This is a genomic window from Comamonas sp. 17RB (genome assembly GCF_030056555.1).
Classification (GTDB): Bacteria; Pseudomonadota; Gammaproteobacteria; order Burkholderiales; family Burkholderiaceae_C; genus Comamonas; species Comamonas terrigena.
Window position 1 is genome coordinate 273236 of sequence record NZ_JASHHY010000001.1, and the last position, 24557, is coordinate 297792.

Below are 24557 nucleotides of genomic sequence, written 5' to 3' on the forward strand. Positions count from 1 at the left end.
GAAGGTCCTCACAAAGTGGGTGTGAGTTCTTCAAAAGAACGAACAGGGTTGAAACGAATCCAGGCCCCCACGGGGATCTGCCCCGCAAGATCCAGATGGTGAAGCGCCACACAGCCGATGACGGGGTAACCGCCAGTCAAAGGGTGATCGGCCAGAAACAGCACGGGCTGGCCGCTGGCCGGCACCTGAATGGCACCCAGCGGCGTGCCTTCGCTGGGCAACTCGCTGCTGATGGAGCGCGTCAGGGCCTGCTCGCCAGCCAGGCGCAACCCCACGCGGTTCGACTGGGACGTGACCTGCCAACGCTGCCCGGCCAGCAAAGCCACGGCCTCGGCAGTGAACCAGTCCGTGCGCGGGCCCAGCTCCACATCCAGCACGACTTCGCCGCCTGCGGCCGGAAGGTTCTGCACCGGCAAGGCCGTATCGGCCACCACGGCCACCACGGCCTTCTGGGCCGGTTGCACGACCAGCAACTGGCCGCTGCGCAAGGCCGGCGGACCGACATGGGCCAGGGTGTCCGTGGAAGCGCTGCCCAGCACAGGGGCGACCTCATAGCCGCCACGCACCGCCACATAGCAGCGCGCACCGGCCGTGGGCTGGCCAATACTCAGCACGTCGCCATCCGCCAGCGCAATCGCGGCATAGCGCGGCACCTGCCAGCGCTGGCCTTCGGCCGTGGTGAGGCTGATGGGCGCATCCGCGCCTGTCACGGCCACCACGTTGTCGCCAACGCTCTGCAGCGACAGGCCTCCACCCACGGTTTCCAGCACCGGCACCTGGCTGGCATTGCCAACCAGGCGATTGGCGGTCTTGAACGCCGCCTGGTCCATAGCACCCGAGGCCGAAACGCCTTGCCCGGCCTGGCCATGGCGGCCCAGGTCCTGGAACAGCGTGAGCAGGCCCGTGGCGCGCACACGCAATGCCCTGCCCTTTAACGTGGCAGCTGGTTGCTTTTGCTCTTGCTGCGGATGGATCTCAGACACTTTGTGGTCTGGAATCGCATCCGACGAAACATCCGATACTGTGCTTTGCGTGGCCGCATCGACGAACTGCACGCGATAACCGGGCTGCAGCAGTGCGGGCAGATCGCGCGCCAGATCCCACATGGCCGTATCCGTCACGCCAATGATCTGCCAGCCGCCGGGGCTGGCCTGCGGATACACGGCGCTGAAAGTACCTGCCAGCGCCACGGCGCCCGCAGGCACCTTGGTGCGCGGCGTGGCACGACGCGGCACATTGAAGATGGCATCCCCACCGCTGAGGTAGGCAAAGCCCGGCGCAAAGCCGGTAAAAGCCACAGACCACTCGCAGCCCGTGTGGCGGCGCACCACTTCTTCGGCGGTGATACCCAGTATCTGCGCCACCTCGGCCAGATCCTCGCCCTCATAACGCACGGGAATCTGCACCAGCACGTCCGAGCGTTGCACGCTGCCGCTCAGATCGCAGCCCGCAATGGCTTGGACCAGTTCTGCCGCCGTGATGAGATGGGGTGCGAACTGGACCAGAATGGTGCGCGCAGCCGGCACCAGCTCCTGCACGCCAGGGATGGCCTTGGCCTGCAAGGCGCCCAGCAGCAGCAATGTCTGCTGCAGGTCGGCCAGCTCCACCAGAATGGCCTGGCGGTGGACGGGAAGGAATCGCATGGCACTCATCCCGCAGCGCCCACAAAAGAGGCAATCTGTACGCCTTCTTGCTCAAACCGCTGGCGGATGTTGCGCGCAATGGCCACGGCACCGGGGCTGTCGCCATGCACGCAGATGGAGTCGGCCTCCACACGCACCAGGCTCCCGTCCACAGCCTCGATGACACCGTCGCGCACCAGGGTCAGCATGCGCTGGGCAATCAGGTTTTCGTCATGCAGCACGGCACCGGGCTCGCGGCGCGAGACCAGCGCGCCCTCAGGCGTATAGCCACGGTCGGCAAAGGCTTCTGCCACCACGCTCAGACCCGCATCGCGGGCCCAGCCAATCAGCGGGGCACCGGCCAGCGCCATCAACACCAGCTTGGGGTCGATGGCCTGGATCGCATGGATCACATCCATGGCCTGGCGTCGATCCTGGGCAATGGTGTTGTAGAGCGCGCCGTGCGGCTTGACATATTGCACCGTAGTGCCCGCAGCCTGCGCCAGGCCTTGCAGTGCGCCGATCTGATAAATCACATCGGCCACCAGATCGGCGCTGGCCACATCCATGTTGCGGCGCCCGAAGCCCGCCAGATCGCGGTAGGCCACATGTGCGCCCACGACCACATTGCGCGCCTTGGCGGCCTTGAGGGTGGAGAGAATCCCCGCAGCATCGCCGGCATGAAAGCCGCACGCCACGTTGGCACTGCTGACGATGTCCAGCATGGCCGCATCGTCGCCCATGCTCCAGGCGCCAAAGCTCTCGCCCAAATCGCTGTTCAAATCCATTTTCATCGTTTCTGTCCTTGTACCTGGGCCCATCAAGGGCCGGTCTTGGCGCCCTGGCCTTGCCGCATCCCATGGCGCACGCCAGGCCTGCGAGGCAGGGCAAAGGCCGTCTCGCGGCGCAGGCATCGCCCCCAAATGAGGAAACTGCGCCGCGGCCTAGCGGTTTAGCGGCTCAGGGGCTCTGTCTCAATGCAGCTGGCCTGCGTTTTCCTGCAAGTCCTGCTCTACCGTCATCGCTGTCTGGATGGCGGCACGAATGCCCTGCACCTGAAGGTCCAGCGCCATGCTGGCCATGCCGGGCTGGCGTGCGGCCTGCTGCGGCAGCGCGGGGATGTGAATAAAGCCGCCGCGCACGCCGGGGGCCGCGCGGCGCGACAGCCTGTGCATCAGGGCATAGAACACATGGTTGCAGACAAAAGTGCCTGCCGTGTTCGATACCGAAGCCGGAATGCCCGCATCGCGCAGATGCCGCACCATGGCCTTGATGGGCAGGGTCGAAAAATACGCCGCGGGCGCACCAGCCACCACCGACTGGTCCACGGGCTGCTTGCCCGCGTTGTCCGGAATGCGTGCATCGTCGATATTGATGGCCACGCGCTCCGGCGTGATGTCGCAGCGTCCGCCGGCCAGGCCCAGGCTGATGATCAGCGAGGGCTGCAGGCCGGCCAATGCCTCATCCAGCGTCGCCATGGCTGCGCCGAACACGCAGGGCAGCTGCACGGCATGCACCACCCCATCCGCAATCTGCTCGCCGTCCAGTGCGCGCGCCACCTCCCACGAAGGGTTGACGCTGTCTTTATCAAAAGGCTCAAAGCCGGTCAGCAGGATTCGCTTGGCAGGGGCAGTCATGGCAACTCTCTCTTCTTATCGGAACATCAGGAAATTGAGCAGGAACACATTCACGATCAGCAGCGTGATAGCCGTGGGAACCTGCGCGCGTATCACGGCATTCTTGTCAATTTCCAGCAGTGCTGCGGGCACCAGGTTGAAGTTGGCCGCCATGGGCGTCAGCAAGGTGCCGCAGTAGCCCGACAACATGCCCACCGCCGCCATCACGGCGGGATCGCCGTGGTAGACGCCCACCAGCACGGGCACGCCCACACCGCCGGTCATCACCGGAAAGGCCGCAAAGCCATTGCCCATGATCACGGTGAACAGCGCCATACCGATCACATACACGGCCACAGCCACAAAACGCACATCCATGTTGATGTAGGTGGTGGTCACATAAGCCACCGCCTTGCCCACGCCAGCGTCCGAGAACACCAGGCCCAGCATGCCCAGCATCTGCGGCAACACCAGGGCCCAGCCCAGTGCGTCAATCAGGCGGTGCGACTCGCGCAGGCCCTGCGCGGGCGTCTCACGTGTCATCTTGCAGGCCAGCACCAGCGCAATCACGCAGCCAATGCCCAGGCTGACCAGGGTGCTGTTCTTGGGATCGATCAAGGGAACACCGCCGAAGACCAGGTGCTTGGCCGACAAGGTACCCACCATGGTGATCAGGGGGATGGCCAGCGCCGGCACGAACAGCTTGTTGCCCAGGCGCTTGGCGCTTGCCAGGTATTGCGCATCGGTGCGCGGCTGGTGCTTGCCACCCATCACGCCGCCGAAGCCTGCGATCAGCGCCATGACGACTGCGACCGCCCCCACCCAGGCGGGTGGCAGCAGATCACCGATGAGGAACACCAGCGCATACAGCGCCCAGAACAGGCCGGCCGAGAAACGGCGCGGGTTGCTGCTGTCGCGCAGCGTCATCAGGGCCGTCACCGCCAGCACCAGGCCGACAAGGTAGTACAGGTATTGGATGGTGATGGTCATGCCGACTCTCCCTGGGCAACTTTCTTCTCTGCAGCAATGTCACGCGCCAGTTGCTTGTCCAGGCGGTGCAGGCGGAAGGCATGGATGGCAAATGCCGCGGTGGCGGTGGGAATGCCCCACAGCGCAACGTGGATCGGCTCGACCTCGATGCCAGCCTCCTTCAGGAACGTCGTCATCAGCACGATCGCACCGAAGGCCACGAAGATGTCTTCACCAAAGAACAGGCCCACGTTGTCCGTGGCAGCCGACATGGCGCGCAGTTTCTCGCGCACCTTGCCGGACAGCTTGCCGTAGCGGTTTTCCGTCGCGCCTTCGGCCATGGGCGCCAGCAGCGGGCGCACCATCTGGGGATGACCACCCAGGCTGGTCAAGCCGATGGCAGCGGTCAGCTGGCGCGCAGCCAGATAGACGATCAACAGGCGGCCGGCGGTCGCCGACTTGATGGAGCTGATCCAGTTCTGCGCATGCTGGCGAAGGCCATGGCGCTCCAGCAGACCGATCACGGCCAGAGGCAACAGGATGATCAGCGGCAGATTGCGCGTCTTGATGAAACCGGCCCCAATGGCGGCCAGTACCTTGTCCAGCGGGAAGCCCGCCGCAAAGGCGGTGCCTATGGCGGTCACGATGACCACCAGCATGGGGTTAAAGCGCAGCGCAAAGCCCGCAATGATGATGAGCACGCCAATCAGCGGCCACAGGTTGAGATCTACAGGCATCAAGCCTCCGGGGAATCACGCCCATACCCGCTGCGCGGTGGGCCATAGGTACTACGCCAAAGGCGGGAGTCCTCTCGGAATCCCGCCCAGCTCTTTCGAAAGGCTTCGCCCCCTGCATGAGAGGGTGATATCCATTCTATTGTTGAACAATCAATTGATATTGATAGGACAGACGTGATTTTTTGCAGAACAGTCGTGCCAACACATAGTAGATACCCTTATTTTTGTCACACAGTGCGGCGTGGTTCTTCTGTGGAACGCCCTCTCCGCTCGGCAGCAGAGAACGTCCCAGCCAAGGCCGTCTCTGCAGGCAGCCATCCCGATGCAGCGCGCACTGCCGCGGGGTATCCCACCACCCCGGACTGATGCAACAGGCTTGGTGCCTTGTTTTTCCGCTATGCTTTTGCGCATGCAGAGAAACAACATGAAGTGGATGGGACACTGCCTGCTGGGCATGGCACTGGGCATGGGCAGCGCGGCTGCCTGGGCGGATTACACGGCGGTGGCCCTGTACGCGCCCAAACAGGTGGGCGGCTGGGGCACCGGCGCCACCCAGGCCGAAGCCGAAGCCGCCGCCCTGGCCGTCTGCGCGCAGGCACACGCCCGCTGCGCCATCCGCTACACCGCCGCCGTGGCCGTGGCCACGGATTCGGAAATGCTGGCCAGCAGCATCAGCTACCGCAGCCGTACCGAAGCCGAACGCGAAGCGCTGGCAGGCTGTGGCGAGCCGGCCTGTGAAATCGCCGCCACCGTGGAAGCGCCCGGTCTGTACGCCCTGTTCACGGTGCACCAGGGCGAAGACATGGTCGGCCTGTACCTGCGCCACGGGCTGACCAGCCAGGAACAGGCCATCACCCAGGCCCAGCAGCAGTGCGAACAGCGCGACGGCCTGCGCTGCACCCTCAGCCGCTGGGGCGCCATCCGGGGCGAGCTGCCCGGCACCGGCACACCACGCGAAATCTACGCCGTGCAGACGGACGCGGACTGAGCAAAAGCGCCCGGGCGGAGCGACTGCGTCTTCCATTCGCCCAAACAAAAAACACCTCCAAAGGAGGTGCTTTTTCATGCGGTGGCGGCCTGGGGCCTGCAAATCGCCCCGGCGCCGCGCCTCACTCCATCACCACCGGCGCCTGCAGCGGCGACGTGGTGCGGCGGTCGATCTTGCGGTTCAGCACCACCGAGGTATAGGTCTGCTGGATGCCGTCGATCATGCCGATGCGGTCCAGCAGCGCGTCCAGCTTTTCGTTGCTTTCGCAGCGCAGGAACACCATGTAGTCGTACTGCCCGCTGACGGCGGAGACCTCTTCCACCTCGGTCAGGCGGTTGAGCGCCTGCATCACCGAAGTCGCGGTCTTGGGCTGCACCCGGATGCCGCAGTAGGCACGCACCGAAGCCTGCTCCATGCGCGGCCCCAGGCGCACACCGTAGCCGGCGATGATGCCTTCCTGTTCCAGCCGCGCGATGCGCGCCACCACCGTGGTGCGGGCCAGGTCCATCTGGCGTGCCAGATGGGCGGTCGAAGCACGCGCATTGGTCTGCAGCAGGCGCAGCAGCTGGCGGTCGGTTTCGTCGAGTCGGTAGTCCATAGGCTCAGAGCGTAGCACCACAGGCGCTGCAATGTGGGGCGGCGTGGCTGCCCACCATCTTGCCCAGGAAGGCGCGGGTGGCTTCCTGCTGCGGGTGGTCGATGACCTGCGCCGGCGCGCCGGACTCCACCACCACGCCGTCGCGCATGAAGACCACCTGGTCCGCCACTTCGCGGGCAAAGGCAATTTCGTGCGTCACCAGCACCATGGTCATGCCCTCTTTGGCCAGCGACTGGATCACGCCCAGCACCTCGGCCACCAGCTCGGGGTCCAGCGCGGAAGTCGCCTCGTCGAACAGCATCACGCTGGGCTCCATGGCCAGCGCGCGGGCAATCGCCACGCGCTGCTTCTGGCCGCCGGACATCTTTTCGGGCAGCATGTCGCAGCGCTCGGACAGGCCCACCTTGGCCAGCAGCTTGCGGGCCGTGGCTTCGGCTTCGGCCTTGGGCTTCTTCAGCACCGTCACCGGGCCTTCCATCACGTTCTGCAGCACCGTCATGTGCGGGAACAGATTGAAGTGCTGGAACACCATGCCGGTGCGGGCACGAAAGCCCGCCAGCACCTTGTCACCCGGCAGGCAGTCGGCGCCACCGGTGAACTCCAGCGCCTGCCCGCCCACGCGGATCTCGCCGCCATCGGGCACGGTCAGCAGGTTGATGCAGCGCAGCAAGGTGGACTTGCCCGAGCCCGAAGGCCCGATCAGCGCCACCACGCTGCCGCGCGGCACATCCAGCGAGATGTTCTTGAGCACATTCAGCGTGCCGAAGGACTTGCGCAGCCCCCGGATGCTGATCGCAATATCGGAAGTGGACATGGCTCAGCCCCCCTTGGAATGGTGTTGTTCCAGGCGCTTGGCCCACAGCGTGGCCGGCAGCAGGATCACGAAATACGCCACGGCGATCAGGGTGTAGACCTCCAGCGGACGGTAGGTGTCGTGCGCAATCACCTGGCCCTGGTACAGCAGATCGGGCACCGCCAGCACCGACAGCAGCGAAGTGTTCTTCAGCTGCATGATGGACTGGCTCACCAGCGGCGGCACCATGCGCTTGAAGGCCTGGGGCAGCACCACGCGGCGCATCACCTGGCCGCGCGTCATGCCGATGGCCTGGCCGGCCTCGGTCTGGCCGATGTCGGTGGCGATCACGCCCCCGCGGATGATTTCCGCATAAAAGGCACCGCCATACAGCGACAGGCACAGCGCCGCCGCCATGGTGGCCGACATCTCGATGCCGGTCAGCACCGGCAGCGCGTAGTAGAACCACACCAGCTGCACCAGCACCGGCGTGCAGCGGAACACTTCCACATAGGCGCGCAGCGGCGCGCTGATCCACACATGGCGCGACAGCCGCCCCAGCCCGGCGAGCACGCCGATGGCCAGGCCCGCCGCCACACAGATCGCGGTGAACAGCAGCGTATAGCCGATGCCGGCAATCAGCAGGCTGCGGTACTGCCACAGCGAGGCAAAGTCCCATTCGTACATTGACCTACCCTCAGCCCTGCCCGCTTAGAACTTCACCTGCTTGGGGAAGCTCTCGGGCTTCACGCCGGCCAGCTTCTCCATGTTGTGCACGATGACCTTCTGCACATCGCCCGCGGCACGGGTTTCCTTGATCCAGGCATTCACCTTGTTTTCCAGGTCCTTGTTGGCGCTCTTGCGCAGACCGATGTGCACGGTGGAGGTGCTGACCGGCTCGGGCACGAACATCTTGCCCATGTCGGGGCGCTTGGCCAGCAGCGGCTGGGCCAGCAGCACCATCAGCACCTGGCAGTCGGCACGGCCGGTCTGGATGGCCATGGTGGCCGCGCCCGAGCTTTCCAGGCGGGAGATGCTGGCCTTGGGCAGGGTCTTGGTGGCGAACTGGTCCTGGTTGGAGCCCACGTCCACCACGATCTTCACCTTGGGATCGTTCAGCTGCTCCCAGGTCTTGACTTCCGGATAGCCCTTCTTGCAGACCACGGTCAGCGTGTTGTTGAACAGCACATCGGAGAAGTCGATCATCTCGCGGCGCGCCGGTGTGGGGCCCATGCCGAACATCACGTCGATCTTGTTGGCCTGCAGGTCCATCACGGCATTGCCCCAGGTGGTTTCCACGCGTTCCACCTTGGCGCCCAGCTTGGTCGCCAGACCTTCGGCGAAGTCGGGACCGAAGCCCTGCCATTCATTGCGCACCAGATCCTTGTGGAAGTACGGCGTGGCGCCCGAGATCACGCCGATGCGCAGCACCTTGGTGCGCTCCACGCGCTGCAGCGTGGTTTCGTCCTGGGCCATGGCGGCCTGGGTGAGCAACAGGCTGCCGGCCACTGCCAGCGAGCGGAAAAGAGTGCGGGAGACGGTCATGGGAAATGCCTTGCGCGGCCGGGCCGCGCGTCAAAACAATCGTAGAGGGGGGAGAGGTGGGTGCAGCACCACCGCCAGGCCGCCACACCCCAGGCCAGGGCCCCGGATGCGCGCGCCCCACCGATGGGTGCCAAGCAGCACGCTGGGCAGTGTAGGTCGCGGCTTTGTCACCACAAGTATAAAAAGTGACAATCCGGCCAACAAATGTCGTCACATCGTCATTTCACTGCTTTTATTTTCCCCAAACTGCTGAAATATCCGCGCATTTCTTCGATCTGCAGGGCCGCCGCACTGAAATCCGAAGCCATCAAAAACCATAGCAACAGATACTTCCACAAAGCCATATTCCAAGCGAAAGTACGCCACACCACTGCGGCAATTGCGTATGCTGCAGCTGTCCGGACAAATGCCCGGCGGCCTACAATGACCGCCAAAAAGCGAGACAAGCTGCCATGCAACCCAGCCATAACGAACCTATCCTGAGCGTCACCGAGCGCGAGGCCATCAACGCCGGCCGGTGGTTTACCACCCTCTCCCCATCGCTGCGCCATGACATCCTGCGCCTGGCCACCGTCAAGCGCTTCAAGGACGGCGCGCAGATCTACGCGCGCGGCGATGCCCCGCACGACTGGTTTGCCTGCGCCAAGGGCGCGGTGCGCATGAGCTCCACCAGCCTGGCGGGACGCCAGACCACCCTCACCTACCTGGAGCCCGGCGCCTGGTTCGGTGCCATGTCCACCTTCCTGGACGAGCCCCGCACCCGCGACGCCCATGCCCACGGCGACACCACACTGGTGTGCGTGAGCAAGGAGAGCTTTCGCACCATCCTGTCCAACCACATCGAGTTCTACGATGCCCTGCTGCGCCTGCAGGCCCAGCGCATCCGCCAGATCTACGGCCTGGTGGAAGACCTCAACACCCTGCCGCTGCGCGCACGCCTGGCCAAGCAGCTGATGCACCTGTCGCGCAGCTACGGGCTGCGCACCCACGACGATCCGCAGGAAATCCGCATCGGCCTGCAGCTGGTGCAGGAAGAGCTGGCCCAGCTGCTGGGCGCCTCGCGCCAGCGCGTGAACCAGGAACTCAAGCGCATGGAACGCGAAGACTGCATCCGCGTGGAACCCTCGGGTCTGGTGGTGCGCGACAGCGACGCGCTGCTGGCCATCGTCAACGAAGGCTGCTGAGGCTCCACGCCGACGGCACACCTGCTGCATGCCGGCTTCACACCGGCGATACGGAGGGGTGCGGCGCCCTGCTGCGCCCTACGCCCCGGCCCCCGTCCCGTGCTGCACGCCGGCCTGATGCCAGCCTGTGCAGCCCACTTTCAGCCGAAGAATGCCGGCCGCCCGCCCGGGCGCTTGCCGGCCAGCACGGACTGGGCCTGGTTGATCCAGTCCATCACCGCCTGGGCCACCGCATCGCCCTGCTGCGCCACCTTGGGCCAGCGCCGCAGACAGGTGTGGATGAAGGTCTCCAGCTGCCACAGCGCCTCGCGGTTGATCACGGCCTGCTCGCTCAGCATGGTGGCGTCGCGCTTCATCAGGTGCAGCACGGCCATCTGCTGCTTGGGCAGCGATCCTGCCTCGGCCAACGCGGCCTCCAGACCCGCCACGCGCACGTCCAGAAACAGCCCGGCCCGCCCGCTGGGCAGCAGCTGCCACTTCTCGGGCAGCTGGGCGCTGCGGCGCTTCCAGTGGTCGATCAGCATGGTCAGCATCACCAGGCTGTGGCGCACTTCGGCCGCCATGGGCTGCATCTCGCCTTCGGCCGCCATGCGCGGCTCCCGCTCCAGCGCCGGCTGCAGCAGCAGGTGCACATGCTCGATGAGGCGGGTATCAAAGCGCTCGCGGTTCAGGCGCAGCATCAGCGACAGGCGCATGGCCGGCCGGTCGCCGGCATATTTTTCAAAGAAGGCGGCCACCACCTCGGCCACCATCAGGATGCGGCCCAGCGGTGAAATCTGCTCGCCGGTGATGTTGCGCGGGTAGCCGCTGCCGTCCATGCGCTCGTGGTGCTCCAGCACCGCCAGCTCCACGGCCGCCGGATAGGCCGCGGTGGAACGCACCACCAGCATGGCGGTGATGGAATGCACGGCCAGCTGGCGCCGCTCCTCGGGGGTCAGCTTGTGCTGCGGATCGGCCCAGCTGGGCTCCATGAACAGCATGCCCACATCGTGCAGCAAGGCGGCGGCAGCCAGCTGCGCCAGTTGGGTGTCGTCCAGACTCTCGCGCACGCCCAGGAACACCGCCACCAGCATCATGCACAGGCTGTGCTCGTACAGCTGCGGGCGCTGGCTGCGCATCACCGTCAGCTTGAAACAGGCCTGCGCCGGCCAGGCCATGTCGGCCAGCGGCGCCAGCAGGCGCCACTGCTGGCGCGGGCCCAGGGCCTGCATCAGCAGCCGGGGCAGCGCGGCGGATTCGCACAGCGTCATCGCCTCGGCCTCCAGCGTGGGCACATCCACCCGGTCGCGGATCTCCAGCAGATCGTCAATGGGAAGGCGCAGGCGCTCGTTCACCAGCTTGTCGTACAGCACCGCGTCGATGCGCATGCCCTTGTCGGCCAGGCGCACCCCGTTGGCGGTGTAGATGGCATCGCGCAGCACCAGGTTCTGCTGCTGGCCCAGGGCCTGGATGGCACGCAGGAAATGCGCGGTTCCCTGGAGGCTGTCGGCCTCCAGTTGGGGTAAGGGATGCGATGGGAGGCTCATGCGGACCAGTACAGTTCTGACGCCCATCATACGAAAGCCTGCACACGGCAGGCTTTCACAGCATTACGGGCGGCTTGCGCGCCGTATCACGACAGCAGCGTCACCCCGGTCTTGGACTGGATTTCCTCCAGCGTCACGCCCGGCGCCAGCTCCACCAGCTTCAGGCCCTCGGGCGTCACATCCATCACGCCCAGGTCGGTGATGATGCGGTCCACCACGCCCACGCCGGTCAGCGGCAGGCTGCAGCGGGGCAAGATCTTCAGGTCGGTGGTGCCGTCCTTTTTCTTGGCCACATGCTCCATCAGCACGATCACGCGCTTGACGCCGGCCACCAGGTCCATGGCGCCGCCCATGCCCTTGACCATCTTGCCGGGAATCATCCAGTTGGCCAGATCGCCCTGCTCGGAGACCTGCATGGCCCCCAGGATGGACAGATTGATCTTGCCGCCACGGATCATGGCAAACGACTGGTCCGAGCCAAAGATGGCCGAGCCGGCAATGGTGGTCACGGTCTGCTTGCCGGCGTTGATCAGGTCGGCGTCGACCTGGTCTTCCGTCGGGAAGGGGCCGATGCCCAGCATGCCGTTCTCCGATTGCAGCCACACCTCCTTGTCGCCCGTGTGGTTGGCCACCAGGGTGGGAATGCCGATACCGAGGTTGACGTAGAAACCGTCTTCGAGTTCTTGGGCCGCACGTGCAGCCATCTGGTCTTGGGTCCAAGGCATAAGAGCCTCCTGAATAAATCGTGATTGACGTTATTGGTAGTCGCCGGAGTCGATCATGGGCTGCAGGTGGGAAACCACACCGTCGAGCAGATGCACCAGATCGACCGCACGGCCGTCTTCAAGCCGTTTGAGGACCATGTCGCGCGCCCCGACCTGGATGCTGGATTCGCGAAAGCGCACCACCGGGTCGGTGCCCCAGTCGTCGCTCACCATGTGCCAGTCCATGTCGTCCATTTCGCAGGTCAGCGCATCGCCCAGCACCACGCCCAGTCCGCGGGCCAGCAACCGGTTGTCCGGCTGCACCAGGCCCCGGTCCAGCAGCGCCTGCAGCTGCACCAGACCCGAGCGGTCCATGCTCCAGTCGTTCAGCCCCAGCTCGCGGGCGGCAACCTGGCACACCAGCATGCGTTCGCGGTCCAGCTGCGCCTGCTCGTGCGCCGCCAGGGCGCGAAACACCGGCACGCTGGCTGCGGCCAGCGCATCGGGTGCATCAGGTGCCTCGGGCGATTGCGACAGATCCACCACGGCTCAGGCCTCGCGCACGGTGCGCTTTTCGATGCGTTTTTCCGGATGGGCGTTGTGCACGATCCGGTTCACATAGATGCCGGGCAGGTGGATGTCGTCCGGGGCAATGTCGCCCACTTCCACCAACTCTTCCACTTCCACGATGCAGACCTTGCCGCAGGTGGCCGCCGCCGGGTTGAAGTTGCGCGCCGTCAGGCGGAACTGCAGATTGCCGCTCTTGTCCGCGCGCCAGGCCTTGACCAGCGACACATCGGCCACGATGGCACGTTCCATCACATAGGTGTCGCCGTCGAACTCGCGCAGCTCCTTGCCTTCGGCCACTTGCGTGCCCACACCGGTCTTGGTGAAGAAGGCCGGAATGCCGGCACCGCCGGCGCGCATCTTCTCGGCCAGCGTCCCCTGGGGGGTGAACTCCAGCTCCAGCTCGCCGGCCAGGTACTGGCGCTCGAACTCCTTGTTCTCCCCCACATAGCTGGCGATCATCTTCTTGATCTGGCGGGTTTCCAGCAGCTTGCCCAGGCCAAAACCGTCCACGCCGGCGTTGTTGGACGCAATGGTCAGCCCTTTGACACCGCTGTCCCGCAGCGCGTCAATCAGCGCTTCGGGAATGCCGCAAAGGCCAAAGCCCCCCACGGCGAGCAGTTGCCCATCGGCCACCACACCCTGCAGCGCAGCGGCCGCGGAAGGGTAGAGCTTTTTCATGCATGTCTCCTTGTTGTGCGATGCATTACGATACTACGTACGTAATTAGGTAGTTTTTCGTAAAGAGTTGCACCATGGAGATGGATTACAAGCTGGCGTTCGAGATGGCCCCCGTCGGGCTGGTGATCTCACGCAACCGCACCATGGTGGACTGCAACCACCAGGTCTGCGAGATGTTTGCCATCTCGCGCGAACTGATGATCGGGCAATCGTTCCAGATTCTCTATCCCAGCGCCGACGAATACGAGCGCCTGGGCGCCCGCATGGCCCCCATCCTGAACGCCAAGGGCCACTATTCCGACAACCGCATCATGAAGCGCGCCAGCGGCGAGACCTTCTGGTGCCATGTCAGCGGCCGCGCGCTGGACCGGGACGACCCCCACGCCTCCGGCATCTGGAGCTTTGAGGACCTGTCCGCCCAGCGCCCGGTGAAAGCCGAGCTGACCGGCCGCGAGCGCGAAGTGGCAGCGCGCCTGCTGGAGGGGCTGACCTCCAAGGAAATCGGCAAGGCCCTGGCCATCAGCCACCGCACCGTGGAAATCTACCGCGCCCGGCTGATGCGCAAATACGGCGCCTCCACCGCCGCCGATCTGGTGCACAAGCTGGTCGCGGGCTGAACCCTCCGGGCCTGCGCCCGCAGCGGTGCGAACGGCAGGCCCTGCTGCGGTGCAGGTGCAGAGCGCGGCGGCAGCCCTGCCCGCACCGTACACCTTCACCCCAGCTGGCGTCAGGCCTCGGCCGGCGCCTCGATACCGGCATTGCCACGTGCTGGCACGCCGGCGGGAGCTGCATCCAGCGACGCCATGCCCACCGGCGCCATCACCGGGGCCTGGCGCGGCGCAGCCACCCCACCCCATGCCATGGCATCCACGGACGCTGCGGACAGCGTGGTACCACCGGGCATGGCAAAGCGGCGTACCGCACCGTCCAGCGCCAGCGCCTGTTCGCGCAGGGCCGACGAGGCGGCGGCAGACTCCTCCACCAGGGCTGCGTTCTGCTGGGTCATCTGCTCCAGCTCGGCCACGGAGGTGGACACCTCGCCGATCTGGCGGTCCTGCACCTCGCAGGCATGGGAGACTTCGGCAATCGTCGTGGCCACGCGCTCCACGCTGGAGACAATGGCCTGCATGGTCTGGCCGGCACGCTCCACCTGTGCGCTGCCGCTGTCGGCGCAGCGCACCGATTCGCCGGTCAGCTGCTTGATCTGCTTGGCCGCCTCTGCACTGCGCTGGGCCAGCACCCGCACTTCGCCCGCCACCACGGCAAAGCCCCGGCCCTGCTCCCCGGCACGCGCCGCCTCCACAGCAGCGTTCAGCGCCAGGATATTGGTCTGGAAGGCAATCGCATCGATGGTGCCGGTGATATCGCCAATGCGGCGGGCGCTGGCGGTGATTTCCGCCATGGTCTGCACCACGCTGTCCACGGCCTGCCCGCCCTGCGCCGCCACGCTGGCCGCGCTGTTGGCCTGGTCGCGGGCATGGGCGCTGGCCTGGGCGCTGTGGCGCACCTCCAGGCCCAGGTTTTCCATGGCCCGTGCGGTCTGCTCCAGGTGGCTGGCGGTCTGCTCGGTGCGCTCGCTCAGGTTGACGTTGCCGCCGGCGATCTCGCCACTGGCCACCGACACCTGGCCGGAAGAATCCTGCACCTGCTGCACCAAAGTCCGCAGCGACTGCTGCATGCGGTCCATGGACAGCATCAGCTTGCCCAGCTCGTCCCGCTGGCGCACCTGCACGTCCTGCGTCAGGTCGCCCTCGGCAATGCGCTGGGCCAGTGCCTGGGCATCGGCCAGCGCCCGCGTGATGTTGCGCACGCCGAAATAGGTGGTGGGCAGCAGCACGGCCACGGCCAGCAGCAGCAGGCCGCCCAGCCAGAAGCTCATCTGCTTGGCAGCGTCTTCGACGGCCCGGCGGGTGAACTCCATGTCGGTGCGGGCGTTCTCGGCCGTGGTGGTCAGCACGGAATCCATGCCTTCGATGGTGCTGCGCTGGCTCTCGGCATAGGCAGCGGCGGCCATGCTGTCCAGCAGCGCATCCTCCACCTTGCCGAAGAGCTCATCCATGGCCTTGGCGTAGTCGTTCAGGTAGGTCACGCCGGACTCCAGGTTCAGCGACATGTCCGACGGCGTGGTCGGCGACTTCTGCAGCTCTTCCAGGCGTGCGCGCAGCGCCGTCATGCCCATGTTCCAGCGCCCCCGCAGATCCTGCACCTGGGTGGTGTTGTTGGCGCTGATGATGATGTTCTTCTCCATCAGGCGCAGCTCGCCCAGGCGGTTGCGCACCTCTTCCATGTCGCTGAGCACCTGCACCTTGCTGCTGAACACCTCCTGCACCTGGCGGTGCGTGGTCTCCAGCGCCACATAGCCCAGCCCGCCCACCAGCAGCAGCATGACCAGAGAAAACAGCGTGCCCATATACAGGCGCGCACGGATGGAAAGCTTGTTGAGCCATTGCATGGATTGGTTCTCCCTCGCGTGTCATGCACCAGGGCCCTGTAGGACCGCCGGCGATTTGCATCATTCAGTAACAAGCATTAAGCAACAAGCAGGCCATGTGCGACAAGTCGATGGTCTGCATATGCTTAGAGGGTACGGGAGCAAGCGCTTTGCGCTCCATGGCGCCAACCCGAGATCGCGCTTACGCCTATTTACCGGCCCACGCATCCGCGTTAATGCACCACAGCGGTGCAAAACAAAAAGCCCTGGCTCGGCGCACCGAAACAGGGCTGGGATCGCAGGGGGCGCGGCCTGGGCCGGCGGCCAGGCTTATTCGCGGTGGTAAGGGTGGCCGGCATTGACCGACCAGGCGCGGTAGAGCTGCTCGATCAGCAGCACACGCACCATGGCATGCGGCAGGGTCAGGTCCGACAGGCGGATCTTCTCGTGGGCGCCCTGCTTGAAGGCCGGGTCCAGCCCGTCCGGGCCGCCGATCACCAGGGCCACATCGTCGCCCTCCAGCTGCCAGTGCTGCAGGCGCTGGGCCAGCGCCTTGGTGGTCAGGTTGGTGCCGCGTTCGTCCAGCACCACGATGCGGGTGCCGCGCGGAATCGCGGCCTCGATGCGCTTGCGCTCGGCCGCATACAGCGTCTCCACCGTCTTCGAGCCGCGGGGCTCGGTCTTGACGGCCTTGAGCTCGACCTTCAGCTCCGGCGGAAAACGCTTGGCGTAATCGTCGTAGGCCGTCTGCGCCCAATCGGGCACATGCTGGCCTACGGCCACGATCAGCAGCTTCATGCCTTGGCGCGGGGTGCGCGCTTGGCGGCAGGCTTGGCAGTGGTCTTGGCGGTGCGCGGCGTGCTGGGCTTGACCACCACGGTCTTGATGGGCGCAGCCGCCTTCTTGGCGGCGGGCTTCTTGGCCGCAGGCTTGGCGCCAGCAGCACCGGCAGCCGGCTTCTTGGCAGCCACGGTCTTCTTGGCGGCAGGCTTCTTCGCTGCGGGCTTGGCCTCGGCAGCGGCGGCAGCCTTGGGCTTGCCGGGCTTCTTGGCGGCCACGGCCTTCTTGGCCGGCGCGTCGGCTTCCGAGCGTGCGACCGGCTTGGCCGCGCCCAGCTTCAGGCGCACGGGCTTGTCGCCCCAGATTTCTTCCAGACGGTAGTACTGGCGGATGGCCGGCTGCATGATGTGCACCACGGCCTGGCCGCAATCCACAATGATCCACTCGCCGTTGTCTTCGCCTTCCTGGCGTGGCACGGGGAAACCGGCCTTCTTGACCGATTCGCGCACGCTGGAAGCCAGGGCCTTGGTCTGGCGGTTGGAGGTACCGGCGGCCACGATCACGCGCTCGAACAGCGGCGAGAGGTGCTCGGTATTGAAGACCTGAATGTCTTGCGCCTTGACGTCTTCCAGGCCATCAACGATGGCTCGCTGGAGTTTGGTCACGTCCTTCTTGGCAGCGGATTCCGATTGGGTGGTGGAGCTCATCAGGCAGTATGTGGTTGCGTTCCGGTCAATATAGCGCGGCAGCGCCGTACATGCCATGGGGTGGTTCTTGCCACGCCCACCATCCGGACTCAAAGGTTTTTTGAAGGTATTCACCAGTCCATCACGGACTGGCAGCTATCGAAATTATAGTTTTCCGGCAATAACAGCGTTGCAGGCAGATCAAATCCAGTCCCGACGGACCAAGAATTCATGCGCCAGCGCATGCTCGGGCGTGCCCGGTGCATCTTCGCGCTGGTAGCTCCAGCTGGCATGCGAAGGCATGGACAGCAGGATGGATTCAGTGCGCCCGCCCGACTGCAGGCCGAAATGCGTGCCCCGGTCCCAGACCAGGTTGAATTCCACATAACGCCCGCGGCGGTAGCGCTGGAACTCCACCTGCTGCGCGCCATGGGCCATGCCCTGGCGGCGTTCCACGATGGGCAGGTAGGCACCCAGAAAGGCATCGCCCACCGCACGCAGCATGGCAAAGCTCTGGTCCTGGCCCAGCTCGGAAAAGTCATCAAAGAAGATGCCGCCGATGCCGCGCTGCTCACCGCGGTGCTTCAGGTAGAAGTACTCGTCGCACCAGGTCTTGAAGCGCGGGTAGAGCTGCTCGCCAAAAGGCTGCAGCGCCGCATGGCAGGCACGGTGAAAGTGCACCGCATCCTCTTCAAAGCCGTAGACCGGCGTCAGGTCCATGCCGCCGCCAAACCAGCAGGTCTTGGGCTGGCCTGCATGGCCGGCCGCAATCATGCGCACATTCATGTGCACCGTCGGCACATAGGGGTTGCGCGGGTGGAACACCAGCGACACGCCCATGGCCTCGAACGGCGCCCCGGCCAGCTCCGGGCGGTGCTGGGTGGCCGAAGGCGGCAGCTGCGGGCCTTTCACATGGGAAAAGCCGCAACCCGCGCGCTCGAACACGCGGCCACCTTCCAGGATCCGGGTGACACCGTCGCCCTGCAGGCGTTCTTCCGGGCCCTTGCGCCAGGCATCGGCCAGAAAACGGGCCCCGTCCTCCCCCTCCACCCCTTCCAGGGCGGAGGTGATGCGGGACTGCAGGTCCTCCAGGTAGGCACGCACGTTCTCGGGCGTGGCCGCCATGCTCGCAGTCGTCATGGGCCCGCCCTTCAGTTCTTCACGGCGCGAAAGCCAATGTCACGGCGGTACTGGGCACCATCGAAATGGATGCCACGGGCCACGTCATAGACCTTCTGCTGGGCCTGCTTGACGCTGTCGGCCAGCACCGTCACGCACAGCACCCGGCCGCCGCTGGTGCGCACCTGGCCGTCGGCGTCCAGCACCGTGCCGGCGTGGAAGACCATGGCGTCGTCCGCATCGGCGGGCAGGCCACTGATGGCGTCGCCCTTGCGCGGCGCTTCGGGGTAGCCGTAGGCCGCCATCACCACGCCCAGGGCGGTGCGGCGGTCCCATTCCAGTTCCACCTGGTCCAGCTTGCCGTCCACGGCCGCCAGCATGACCTCCACCAGATCGCTCTTGAGGCGCATCAGGATGGGCTGGGTCTCGGGGTCGCCCATGCGGGTGTTGAATTCCAGCGTCTTGGGGTGGCCGTTGCCGTCGATCATCAGACCGGCGTACAGGAAACCGGTGAACGGCACGCCGTCCTTTTCCATGCCACGGATGGTGGGCAGAATGATTTCGCGCATGGCACGGGCGTGCACATCGGCCGTGACCACGGGGGCGGGCGAATAGGCGCCCATGCCACCGGTGTTCGGACCTTCGTCGCCGTCCTTCAGGCGCTTGTGGTCCTGGCTGGTGGCCATGGCGACCACGTTCTTGCCGTCGCACATCACGATGAACGAGGCTTCCTCGCCGGCGAGGAACTCTTCGATCACCACGCGCGCGCCGCCGTCGTTGTGCTGCACACCGTATTTGTTGTCCACCAGCATGAAGTCCACCGCATCGTGGGCTTCCTGCAGCGACATGGCCACGACCACACCCTTGCCGGCCGCCAGGCCGTCGGCCTTGATGACGATGGGCGCACCCAGGCGGTCCACAAAGGCGTGGGCTGCCACCGGGTCGGTGAAGGTGTCGTAATCCGCCGTCGGAATGCCATGGCGGCGCATGAAGGCCTTGGAGAAGGCCTTGGAGCTTTCCAGCTGGGCAGCCGCCTTGGTGGGGCCAAACACCTTCAGGCCGTGGGCGCGGAATTCATCCACGACACCGGCGGCCAGCGGGGCCTCGGGGCCCACCACCGTCAGTGCAATCTTGTTGTCGATGGCCCAGGTCCGCAGCTGTTCCACATCGGTGATGGGTACGTTCTCGAACTTGTTGCTCAGCGCCGTGCCGCCGTTGCCGGGGGCCACGTACACCTTGCTCGCCTTGGGCGACTGCGCCAACTTCCACGCCAGCGCGTGCTCACGGCCACCGCCGCCAATCACCAGTATTTTCATAGTTCTGCGTTGTGATAGACGTCTTGAACGTCATCCAGGTCTTCGATCATGTCCAGGAGCTTTTGCATGCGCTCGGCGTCTTCGCCAGCCAGCTCAATGGTGTTTTCTGCGCGCATGGTCACTTCGGCCACTTCGGGCTTGAATCCCTCAGCCTCCAAAGCGTTGCGCACGGCTTCAAATTCACTCGGCGCGGTCAGCACCTCGATGGCGCCGTCCTCGTCGGTGATCACGTCTTCGGCACCGGCCTCCAGCGCCGCTTCCATCACTTTGTCCTCGTCCAGGCCGGGTGCAAAGATGATCTGTCCGCAGTGCTTGAATTGGAAGGCCACCGATCCCTCGGTGCCCATGTTGCCGCCGTATTTGCTGAAAGCGTGACGCACATCCGCCACAGTACGCACCCGATTGTCGGTCATCGTGTCCACGATGATGGCCGCGCCGCCAATGCCGTAGCCTTCGTAACGGATTTCTTCGTAGGTCACCCCTTCCAGATTGCCGGTGGCCTTGTCGATGTTGCGCTTGATGTTGTCGGCCGGCATATTGGCAGCCTTGGCCTTGTCCACGGCCAGACGCAGGCGCGGGTTGGCCGTCAGATCGCCCCCTCCCTGGCGGGCTGCCACCATGATTTCGCGGATGATGCGCGTCCAGATCTTGCCGCGTTTCTCATCCTGGCGACCCTTGCGGTGCTGGATGTTGGCCCATTTGCTATGTCCTGCCACAGGAAATCCTTTGGTCTTGATTTAATCTATCGAGTCCGATTTTACTTTTGATGCCTCACCCCACGAGGAAACCCGCATATGGCAGATATGGCAGCCCCCCTCCTGATTGCCCAGCATGGTGATATCCACTGTGACATCCTCCCCGGCCTGGCCAACCGCCACGGCCTGATCACCGGCGCAACGGGCACGGGCAAGACGGTCACCCTGCAGAAGATGGCCGAAAGCTTTGCCCAGGCCGGCGTGCCGGTGTTCATGGCCGACATCAAGGGCGATCTGGGCGGCATCAGCCAGACCGGCAGCATCGGCGACAAGCTGGCCGCCTCGCTGAAGGACCGCGGCATCGCCCTGCCCGCCCCCACGGCCTGCGCCGCCACCCTGTGGGACGTGTTCGGCCAGCAGGGCCACCCGGTGCGCGCTACCGTGTCCGACATGGGCCCGCTGCTGCTGGGCCGCATGCTGAACCTGAACGACACGCAGATGGGCGTGCTGAACATCGTCTTCAAGATCGCCGACGACAGCGGCATGCTGCTGCTGGACCTCAAGGACCTGCGCGCCATGCTCCAGCATGTGGGCGACAACGCCAAGCAGTTCACCACCGAGTACGGCAACATCAGCGCCGCCAGCGTGGGCGCCATCCAGCGCGGCCTGCTGCAGATCGCAAGCGAAGGCGGCGACCAGTTCTTCGGCGAGCCCATGCTCAACATCGAAGACCTGATGCAGACCGACGCCCGGGGCCACGGCGTGGTCAACATCCTGGCAGCCGACAAGCTGATGAACTCGCCCCGCCTGTACTCCACCTTCCTGCTGTGGATGCTGTCCGAGCTGTTCGAGCAGCTGCCCGAAATCGGCGACCCCGACAAACCCAAGCTGGTCTTCTTCTTCGACGAGGCCCACCTGCTGTTCAACGACGCGCCCAAGGTGCTGCTGGAGCGCATCGAGCTGGTGGTGCGCCTGGTGCGCTCCAAGGGCGTGGGCGTGTACTTTGTCACCCAGAACCCGCTGGACATTCCCGACAGCGTGCTGGCCCAGCTGGGCAACCGCGTGCAGCACGCGCTGCGCGCCTTCACCCCGCGCGACCAGAAGGCCGTCAAGGCCACGGCCACCACCATGCGCCCCAACCCGGGGCTGGACATCGAAGCCGCCATCACCGAACTGGCCGTGGGCGAAGCCCTGATCAGCTTTCTGGACGAAAAAGGCCGCCCCTCCATCACCCAGCGCGTGTATGTGGTGCCGCCCGGCAGCCAGATCGGCCCCATCACCGCCGCCCAGCGCCAGCAGCTGATGCAGCAATCGCTGGTGGCCGGCGTCTACGAAAAGGCGGTGGACCGCGAATCCGCCTATGAAGTGCTGCGCAGCCGCGCCGAATCCGCCACTGCCACCCCGGGCAAGCCCGGCGCCGCCGGTGCGGCAGGCGCTGCCGGTGCCGGCACGGCCCCGGCGGACAGCGGCATGATGGGCGAGCTCAACGACCTGCTCTTCGGCACCACCGGCCCGCGCGGCGGCAAGAAGGACGGGATTGTGCAGACCGTGGTCAAGTCCACCGCCCGCACCATGGGCACCCAGCTGGGCCGCCAGATCCTGCGCGGCGTGCTGGGCGGCATCTTCGGCGGCAAGAGCCGCTGAGCCCGGGGCGGCTGCGCTGCAGCGCCTCCGTACGCACCACAGTACGCCCCCGAATGGCCTGTGCCGCGTTCGCGCCGCCACAGGCCATTCCCATTCTCGACTCCCCTGCTGCAGAGCACACCTGCGGTTTCCCTGTACGCGCCTGCCCTTGGCGAATGCGCTTTCGCAGCTATCATCTCTGTAACTGCAACATCCAGATACAGCCTGAAAGGCCGACATGAGCGTGGTCACCTTGCCCCTGCCGACGTTTGACGATGTGGCAGACGCTGCCGAGCGTCTGAAAAACGTGGCCCACACCACACCCGTGCTGCGTTGCGGCACGGCCGATCGCCAGTACCGGGCGCAGTTCTTTTTCAAGTGCGAGAACCTGCAGCGCTCCGGCTCCTTCAAGTTCCGCGGCGCCTTCAACACGCTGGCGCGCTTCACGCCCGAGCAGCGCAAGGCCGGCGTCCTCACCTTCTCTGCAGGCAACCACGCCCAGGCCATCGCCCTGTCGGCCCGCCTGCTGGACATGCCGGCGCTGATCGTCATGCCCGAGGACGCGGCCGCCAGCAAGATGGCCGCCACGCGCGAGTACGGCGCCCAGGTGGTGACCTACAACCCGCGCACCGAAGACCGCCTGGCCATCAGCCGCAAGCTGGCACTGGAGCGCGGCATGACCCTGGTGCCCCCCAGCGACCACGCCGACGTGATTGCCGGCCAGGGCACCGTGGCCAAGGAACTGCTGGAGCAGGTGCCCAACCTGGACTACCTGTTTGTCTGCCTGGGCGGCGGCGGCCTGCTGGCCGGCAGCGTGCTGGCCGCACAGGCACTGGCGCCCAACTGCCAGGTGATCGGTGTGGAGCCGGAAAACGCCAACGACGGCCAGCAATCGCTGCGCAAGGGCGAGATCGTGGAGATCCCCTACCCCACCACCATCGCCGACGGTGCGCAGGCCCCGGCGCTGGGCAAGCTGAACTTCCCCATCATCCAGCAGGGGGTGGAGGAAATCGTCACCGTCTCCGACCTGCAGCTGATGCAGACCATGCGCTTTTTTGCCGAACGCATGAAGATCGTGGTCGAGCCCACCGGCGCCCTGGCCTTTGCCGGCGCCTGCAACGGCGGCATCTCCCTGGGCGGCAAGCGCGTGGGCGTGATCGTCAGCGGCGGCAATGTGGACCTCAAGCGCTACGCCCGCTTCCTGGCGGACTGACACCCTGCCCCGGCCCATCCGCCGCTGCCCCCATGGGCTGCCGGCAGGGCACAGACCACAAGCTCCTTCGGGAGCTTGTTCTTTTCCGGCGGCCACACCACGGCCATGCCGTGCCCCTCTGCCCCTGGCAGGCCACGTGCCCGCCGGCCCGCGGCACTGGCACGCTCCTTGCGCCAGCGCAAACAGCCCGGCCAGCAGCCTTGTGCGGGCCGTGGACAGAAAAACCGAGCCCGCCACCCGCCGGCAAGGCCGCAGTACACTGCCTGCCGACGGCGCGTACCGCAGGTATTGCATATACGGCATGTACCGCGTGTACCGCGCCCACCCGATTTCACCGACACACAGACAAGAAGCCATTCCATGAGCCAAGTGCACCTCATCGACCACCCGCTGGTCCAACACAAACTGACCCTGATGCGCCGCAAGGAAGCGTCGACCAACAGCTTCCGCCGCATGCTGGGCGAGCTGTCCACGCTGATGGCCTACGAAATCACCCGCGACTTCCCGCTGCAGGACCTGGAAATCGAAACGCCGATGGAAAAGATGGTCGGCAAGGTCATCGACGGCAAGAAGCTGGCCCTGGTCTCCATCCTGCGCGCCGGCAACGGTTTCCTGGACGGCATGCTGAACGTGGTGCCCGGCGCCCGCATCGGCCACATCGGCCTGTACCGTGACCCCGAAACCCTGCAGCCCGTCGAGTACTACTTCAAGATGCCCGACAACATGGGCGAGCGCGACGTGATCGTGGTGGACCCCATGCTGGCCACCGGCAACTCCGCCGCCGCCGCCGTGCAGCAGCTCAAGGACAAGTGCGCCCCCAAGTCCATCAAGTTCATGTGCCTGCTGGCCGCGCCGGAAGGCATCAAGACCATGCAGGCCGCCCACCCCGATGTGGACATCTACACCGCCGCCGTGGACCGCCAGCTCAACGACCACGGCTACATCCTGCCCGGTCTGGGTGACGCCGGCGACCGTATTTTCGGCACCAAGTAAGTGCAACCGCCCGGGCCTGCGGCCCGGACTGCGCGCCTTCCGCTCCAGCCTCCGCTGCCTTCGGCACCGGAGGCTTTTTCGTGCCCGATGCCGACACATGCAAGGCGATACCCCAGGACTGCGTGCCGATTTCGCAAATAGGACACATTCTCAATGCCATTAGAATGTATC

The 24557-nt window shown here is 65.5% G+C and carries 26 protein-coding genes; 6 read left to right on the plus strand and 20 right to left on the minus strand.

Translation table 11 applies throughout. The annotated features are described in order from the left end of the window. Positions 1-8 precede the first annotated feature (8 nt). The 5 genes from QM470_RS01125 to QM470_RS01145 form a co-directional block, all read right to left on the minus strand. The gene (locus QM470_RS01125) at positions 9-1643 is read right to left on the minus strand and encodes a 5-oxoprolinase subunit B/C family protein (protein WP_283337826.1); all 1635 of its coding nucleotides are present in this window, start codon (positions 1641-1643) and stop codon (positions 9-11) included. 5 nt (positions 1644-1648) lie between these two features. Next, positions 1649-2416: a LamB/YcsF family protein gene (locus QM470_RS01130; RefSeq protein WP_283337827.1), complete on the minus strand. Its 768-nt coding sequence runs from the start codon at positions 2414-2416 to the stop codon at positions 1649-1651. A gap of 180 nt (positions 2417-2596) precedes the next feature. Further along, entirely contained in the window at positions 2597-3259 is a 663-nt protein-coding gene (pcp, locus tag QM470_RS01135; RefSeq protein WP_283337828.1) for a pyroglutamyl-peptidase I, read from the minus strand. A gap of 15 nt (positions 3260-3274) precedes the next feature. Continuing rightward, positions 3275-4228, minus strand: coding sequence for a DUF979 domain-containing protein (locus QM470_RS01140; RefSeq protein ID WP_283337829.1), 954 nt, complete (start codon positions 4226-4228; stop codon positions 3275-3277). Further along, the gene (locus QM470_RS01145) at positions 4225-4944 is read right to left on the minus strand and encodes a DUF969 domain-containing protein (protein ID WP_066532497.1); all 720 of its coding nucleotides are present in this window, start codon (positions 4942-4944) and stop codon (positions 4225-4227) included. The genes QM470_RS01140 and QM470_RS01145 overlap by 4 nt, the downstream gene beginning before the upstream one ends. 424 nt (positions 4945-5368) lie before the next feature. On the opposite strand from QM470_RS01145, the gene QM470_RS01150 reads away from it, so the two are divergent. Then, a complete protein-coding gene (locus QM470_RS01150) occupies positions 5369-5932 on the plus strand; it encodes a DUF4189 domain-containing protein (RefSeq protein ID WP_283337830.1) in 564 nt (187 codons plus the stop codon). Between the two features lie 121 nt (positions 5933-6053). Here the strand turns inward: QM470_RS01150 and QM470_RS01155 are convergent, their stop codons facing one another. From QM470_RS01155 to QM470_RS01175, 5 genes are all read right to left on the minus strand, one after another. After that, complete coding sequence (locus QM470_RS01155) at positions 6054-6530, minus strand: Lrp/AsnC family transcriptional regulator (RefSeq protein WP_066532503.1); 477 nt, start codon at positions 6528-6530, stop codon at positions 6054-6056. Positions 6531-6534: 4 nt separating this feature from the next. After that, entirely contained in the window at positions 6535-7344 is an 810-nt protein-coding gene (locus QM470_RS01160) for an amino acid ABC transporter ATP-binding protein (RefSeq protein WP_192334010.1), read from the minus strand. 3 nt (positions 7345-7347) lie between these two features. Next, positions 7348-8010: an amino acid ABC transporter permease gene (locus QM470_RS01165; RefSeq protein ID WP_066532510.1), complete on the minus strand. Its 663-nt coding sequence runs from the start codon at positions 8008-8010 to the stop codon at positions 7348-7350. A gap of 24 nt (positions 8011-8034) precedes the next feature. Then, positions 8035-8868 (minus strand): transporter substrate-binding domain-containing protein, encoded by an 834-nt coding sequence (locus QM470_RS01170; protein ID WP_066532512.1) that lies wholly within the window; start codon positions 8866-8868, stop codon positions 8035-8037. 218 nt (positions 8869-9086) lie between these two features. Beyond that, positions 9087-9335 (minus strand): hypothetical protein, encoded by a 249-nt coding sequence (locus QM470_RS01175; RefSeq protein ID WP_283337831.1) that lies wholly within the window; start codon positions 9333-9335, stop codon positions 9087-9089. Between QM470_RS01175 and QM470_RS01180 the strand changes: the two genes are divergently transcribed. After that, a complete protein-coding gene (locus tag QM470_RS01180; protein ID WP_172591799.1) occupies positions 9321-10052 on the plus strand; it encodes a Crp/Fnr family transcriptional regulator in 732 nt (243 codons plus the stop codon). The two genes, QM470_RS01175 and QM470_RS01180, sit on opposite strands and share 15 nt — an antisense overlap. A 140-nt stretch (positions 10053-10192) precedes the next feature. Here the strand turns inward: QM470_RS01180 and QM470_RS01185 are convergent, their stop codons facing one another. The 4 genes from QM470_RS01185 to QM470_RS01200 all read right to left on the minus strand — a co-directional run bounded on the left by QM470_RS01185 (position 10193) and on the right by QM470_RS01200 (position 13530). Next, entirely contained in the window at positions 10193-11578 is a 1386-nt protein-coding gene (locus tag QM470_RS01185) for an HD-GYP domain-containing protein (protein WP_283337832.1), read from the minus strand. 86 nt (positions 11579-11664) lie between these two features. After that, positions 11665-12303, minus strand: a complete 639-nt coding sequence (locus tag QM470_RS01190; protein WP_280010750.1) for a 3-oxoacid CoA-transferase subunit B — start codon at positions 12301-12303, stop codon at positions 11665-11667. Positions 12304-12333: 30 nt separating this feature from the next. Further along, positions 12334-12825 (minus strand): DUF3806 domain-containing protein, encoded by a 492-nt coding sequence (locus QM470_RS01195; RefSeq protein WP_283337833.1) that lies wholly within the window; start codon positions 12823-12825, stop codon positions 12334-12336. A 6-nt stretch (positions 12826-12831) separates the two neighbouring features. Continuing rightward, a complete protein-coding gene (locus QM470_RS01200; RefSeq protein ID WP_066532529.1) occupies positions 12832-13530 on the minus strand; it encodes a CoA transferase subunit A in 699 nt (232 codons plus the stop codon). 74 nt (positions 13531-13604) lie between these two features. On the opposite strand from QM470_RS01200, the gene QM470_RS01205 reads away from it, so the two are divergent. Continuing rightward, entirely contained in the window at positions 13605-14147 is a 543-nt protein-coding gene (locus QM470_RS01205) for a PAS and helix-turn-helix domain-containing protein (protein ID WP_066532531.1), read from the plus strand. A 110-nt stretch (positions 14148-14257) separates the two neighbouring features. Here QM470_RS01205 and QM470_RS01210 read toward each other — a convergent pair whose 3' ends face one another. The 6 genes from QM470_RS01210 to QM470_RS01235 form a co-directional block, all read right to left on the minus strand. Continuing rightward, positions 14258-15982 carry a methyl-accepting chemotaxis protein gene (locus tag QM470_RS01210; protein WP_283337834.1) on the minus strand — a complete coding sequence of 575 codons (1725 nt, stop codon included), beginning with the start codon at positions 15980-15982 and terminating at the stop codon, positions 14258-14260. A 309-nt stretch (positions 15983-16291) separates the two neighbouring features. Continuing rightward, the gene (gene rlmH, locus QM470_RS01215) at positions 16292-16759 is read right to left on the minus strand and encodes a 23S rRNA (pseudouridine(1915)-N(3))-methyltransferase RlmH (protein ID WP_066532532.1); all 468 of its coding nucleotides are present in this window, start codon (positions 16757-16759) and stop codon (positions 16292-16294) included. Beyond that, positions 16756-17448: a ribosome silencing factor gene (gene rsfS / locus QM470_RS01220; RefSeq protein ID WP_280010754.1), complete on the minus strand. Its 693-nt coding sequence runs from the start codon at positions 17446-17448 to the stop codon at positions 16756-16758. Before rsfS ends, rlmH begins: the two co-directional genes overlap by 4 nt. Positions 17449-17628: 180 nt before the next feature. Continuing rightward, the gene (gene hemF, locus QM470_RS01225) at positions 17629-18567 is read right to left on the minus strand and encodes an oxygen-dependent coproporphyrinogen oxidase (protein ID WP_283337835.1); all 939 of its coding nucleotides are present in this window, start codon (positions 18565-18567) and stop codon (positions 17629-17631) included. 11 nt (positions 18568-18578) lie between these two features. Continuing rightward, positions 18579-19862, minus strand: a complete 1284-nt coding sequence (purD, locus tag QM470_RS01230; RefSeq protein ID WP_066532540.1) for a phosphoribosylamine--glycine ligase — start codon at positions 19860-19862, stop codon at positions 18579-18581. After that, entirely contained in the window at positions 19859-20578 is a 720-nt protein-coding gene (locus tag QM470_RS01235; RefSeq protein ID WP_283337836.1) for a YebC/PmpR family DNA-binding transcriptional regulator, read from the minus strand. The genes purD and QM470_RS01235 overlap by 4 nt, the downstream gene beginning before the upstream one ends. Before the next feature lie 87 nt (positions 20579-20665). Between QM470_RS01235 and QM470_RS01240 the strand changes: the two genes are divergently transcribed. The 3 genes from QM470_RS01240 to upp all read left to right on the plus strand — a co-directional run bounded on the left by QM470_RS01240 (position 20666) and on the right by upp (position 24386). Further along, positions 20666-22201, plus strand: a complete 1536-nt coding sequence (locus QM470_RS01240; RefSeq protein ID WP_283337837.1) for a helicase HerA-like C-terminal domain-containing protein — start codon at positions 20666-20668, stop codon at positions 22199-22201. A 217-nt stretch (positions 22202-22418) separates the two neighbouring features. Beyond that, on the plus strand, positions 22419-23393 hold the full coding sequence (locus QM470_RS01245; RefSeq protein WP_283337838.1) for a threo-3-hydroxy-L-aspartate ammonia-lyase: 975 nt from the start codon (positions 22419-22421) through the stop codon (positions 23391-23393). Positions 23394-23753: 360 nt separating this feature from the next. Then, positions 23754-24386, plus strand: a complete 633-nt coding sequence (upp, locus tag QM470_RS01250; protein WP_066532548.1) for a uracil phosphoribosyltransferase — start codon at positions 23754-23756, stop codon at positions 24384-24386. Positions 24387-24557 lie beyond the last annotated feature (171 nt).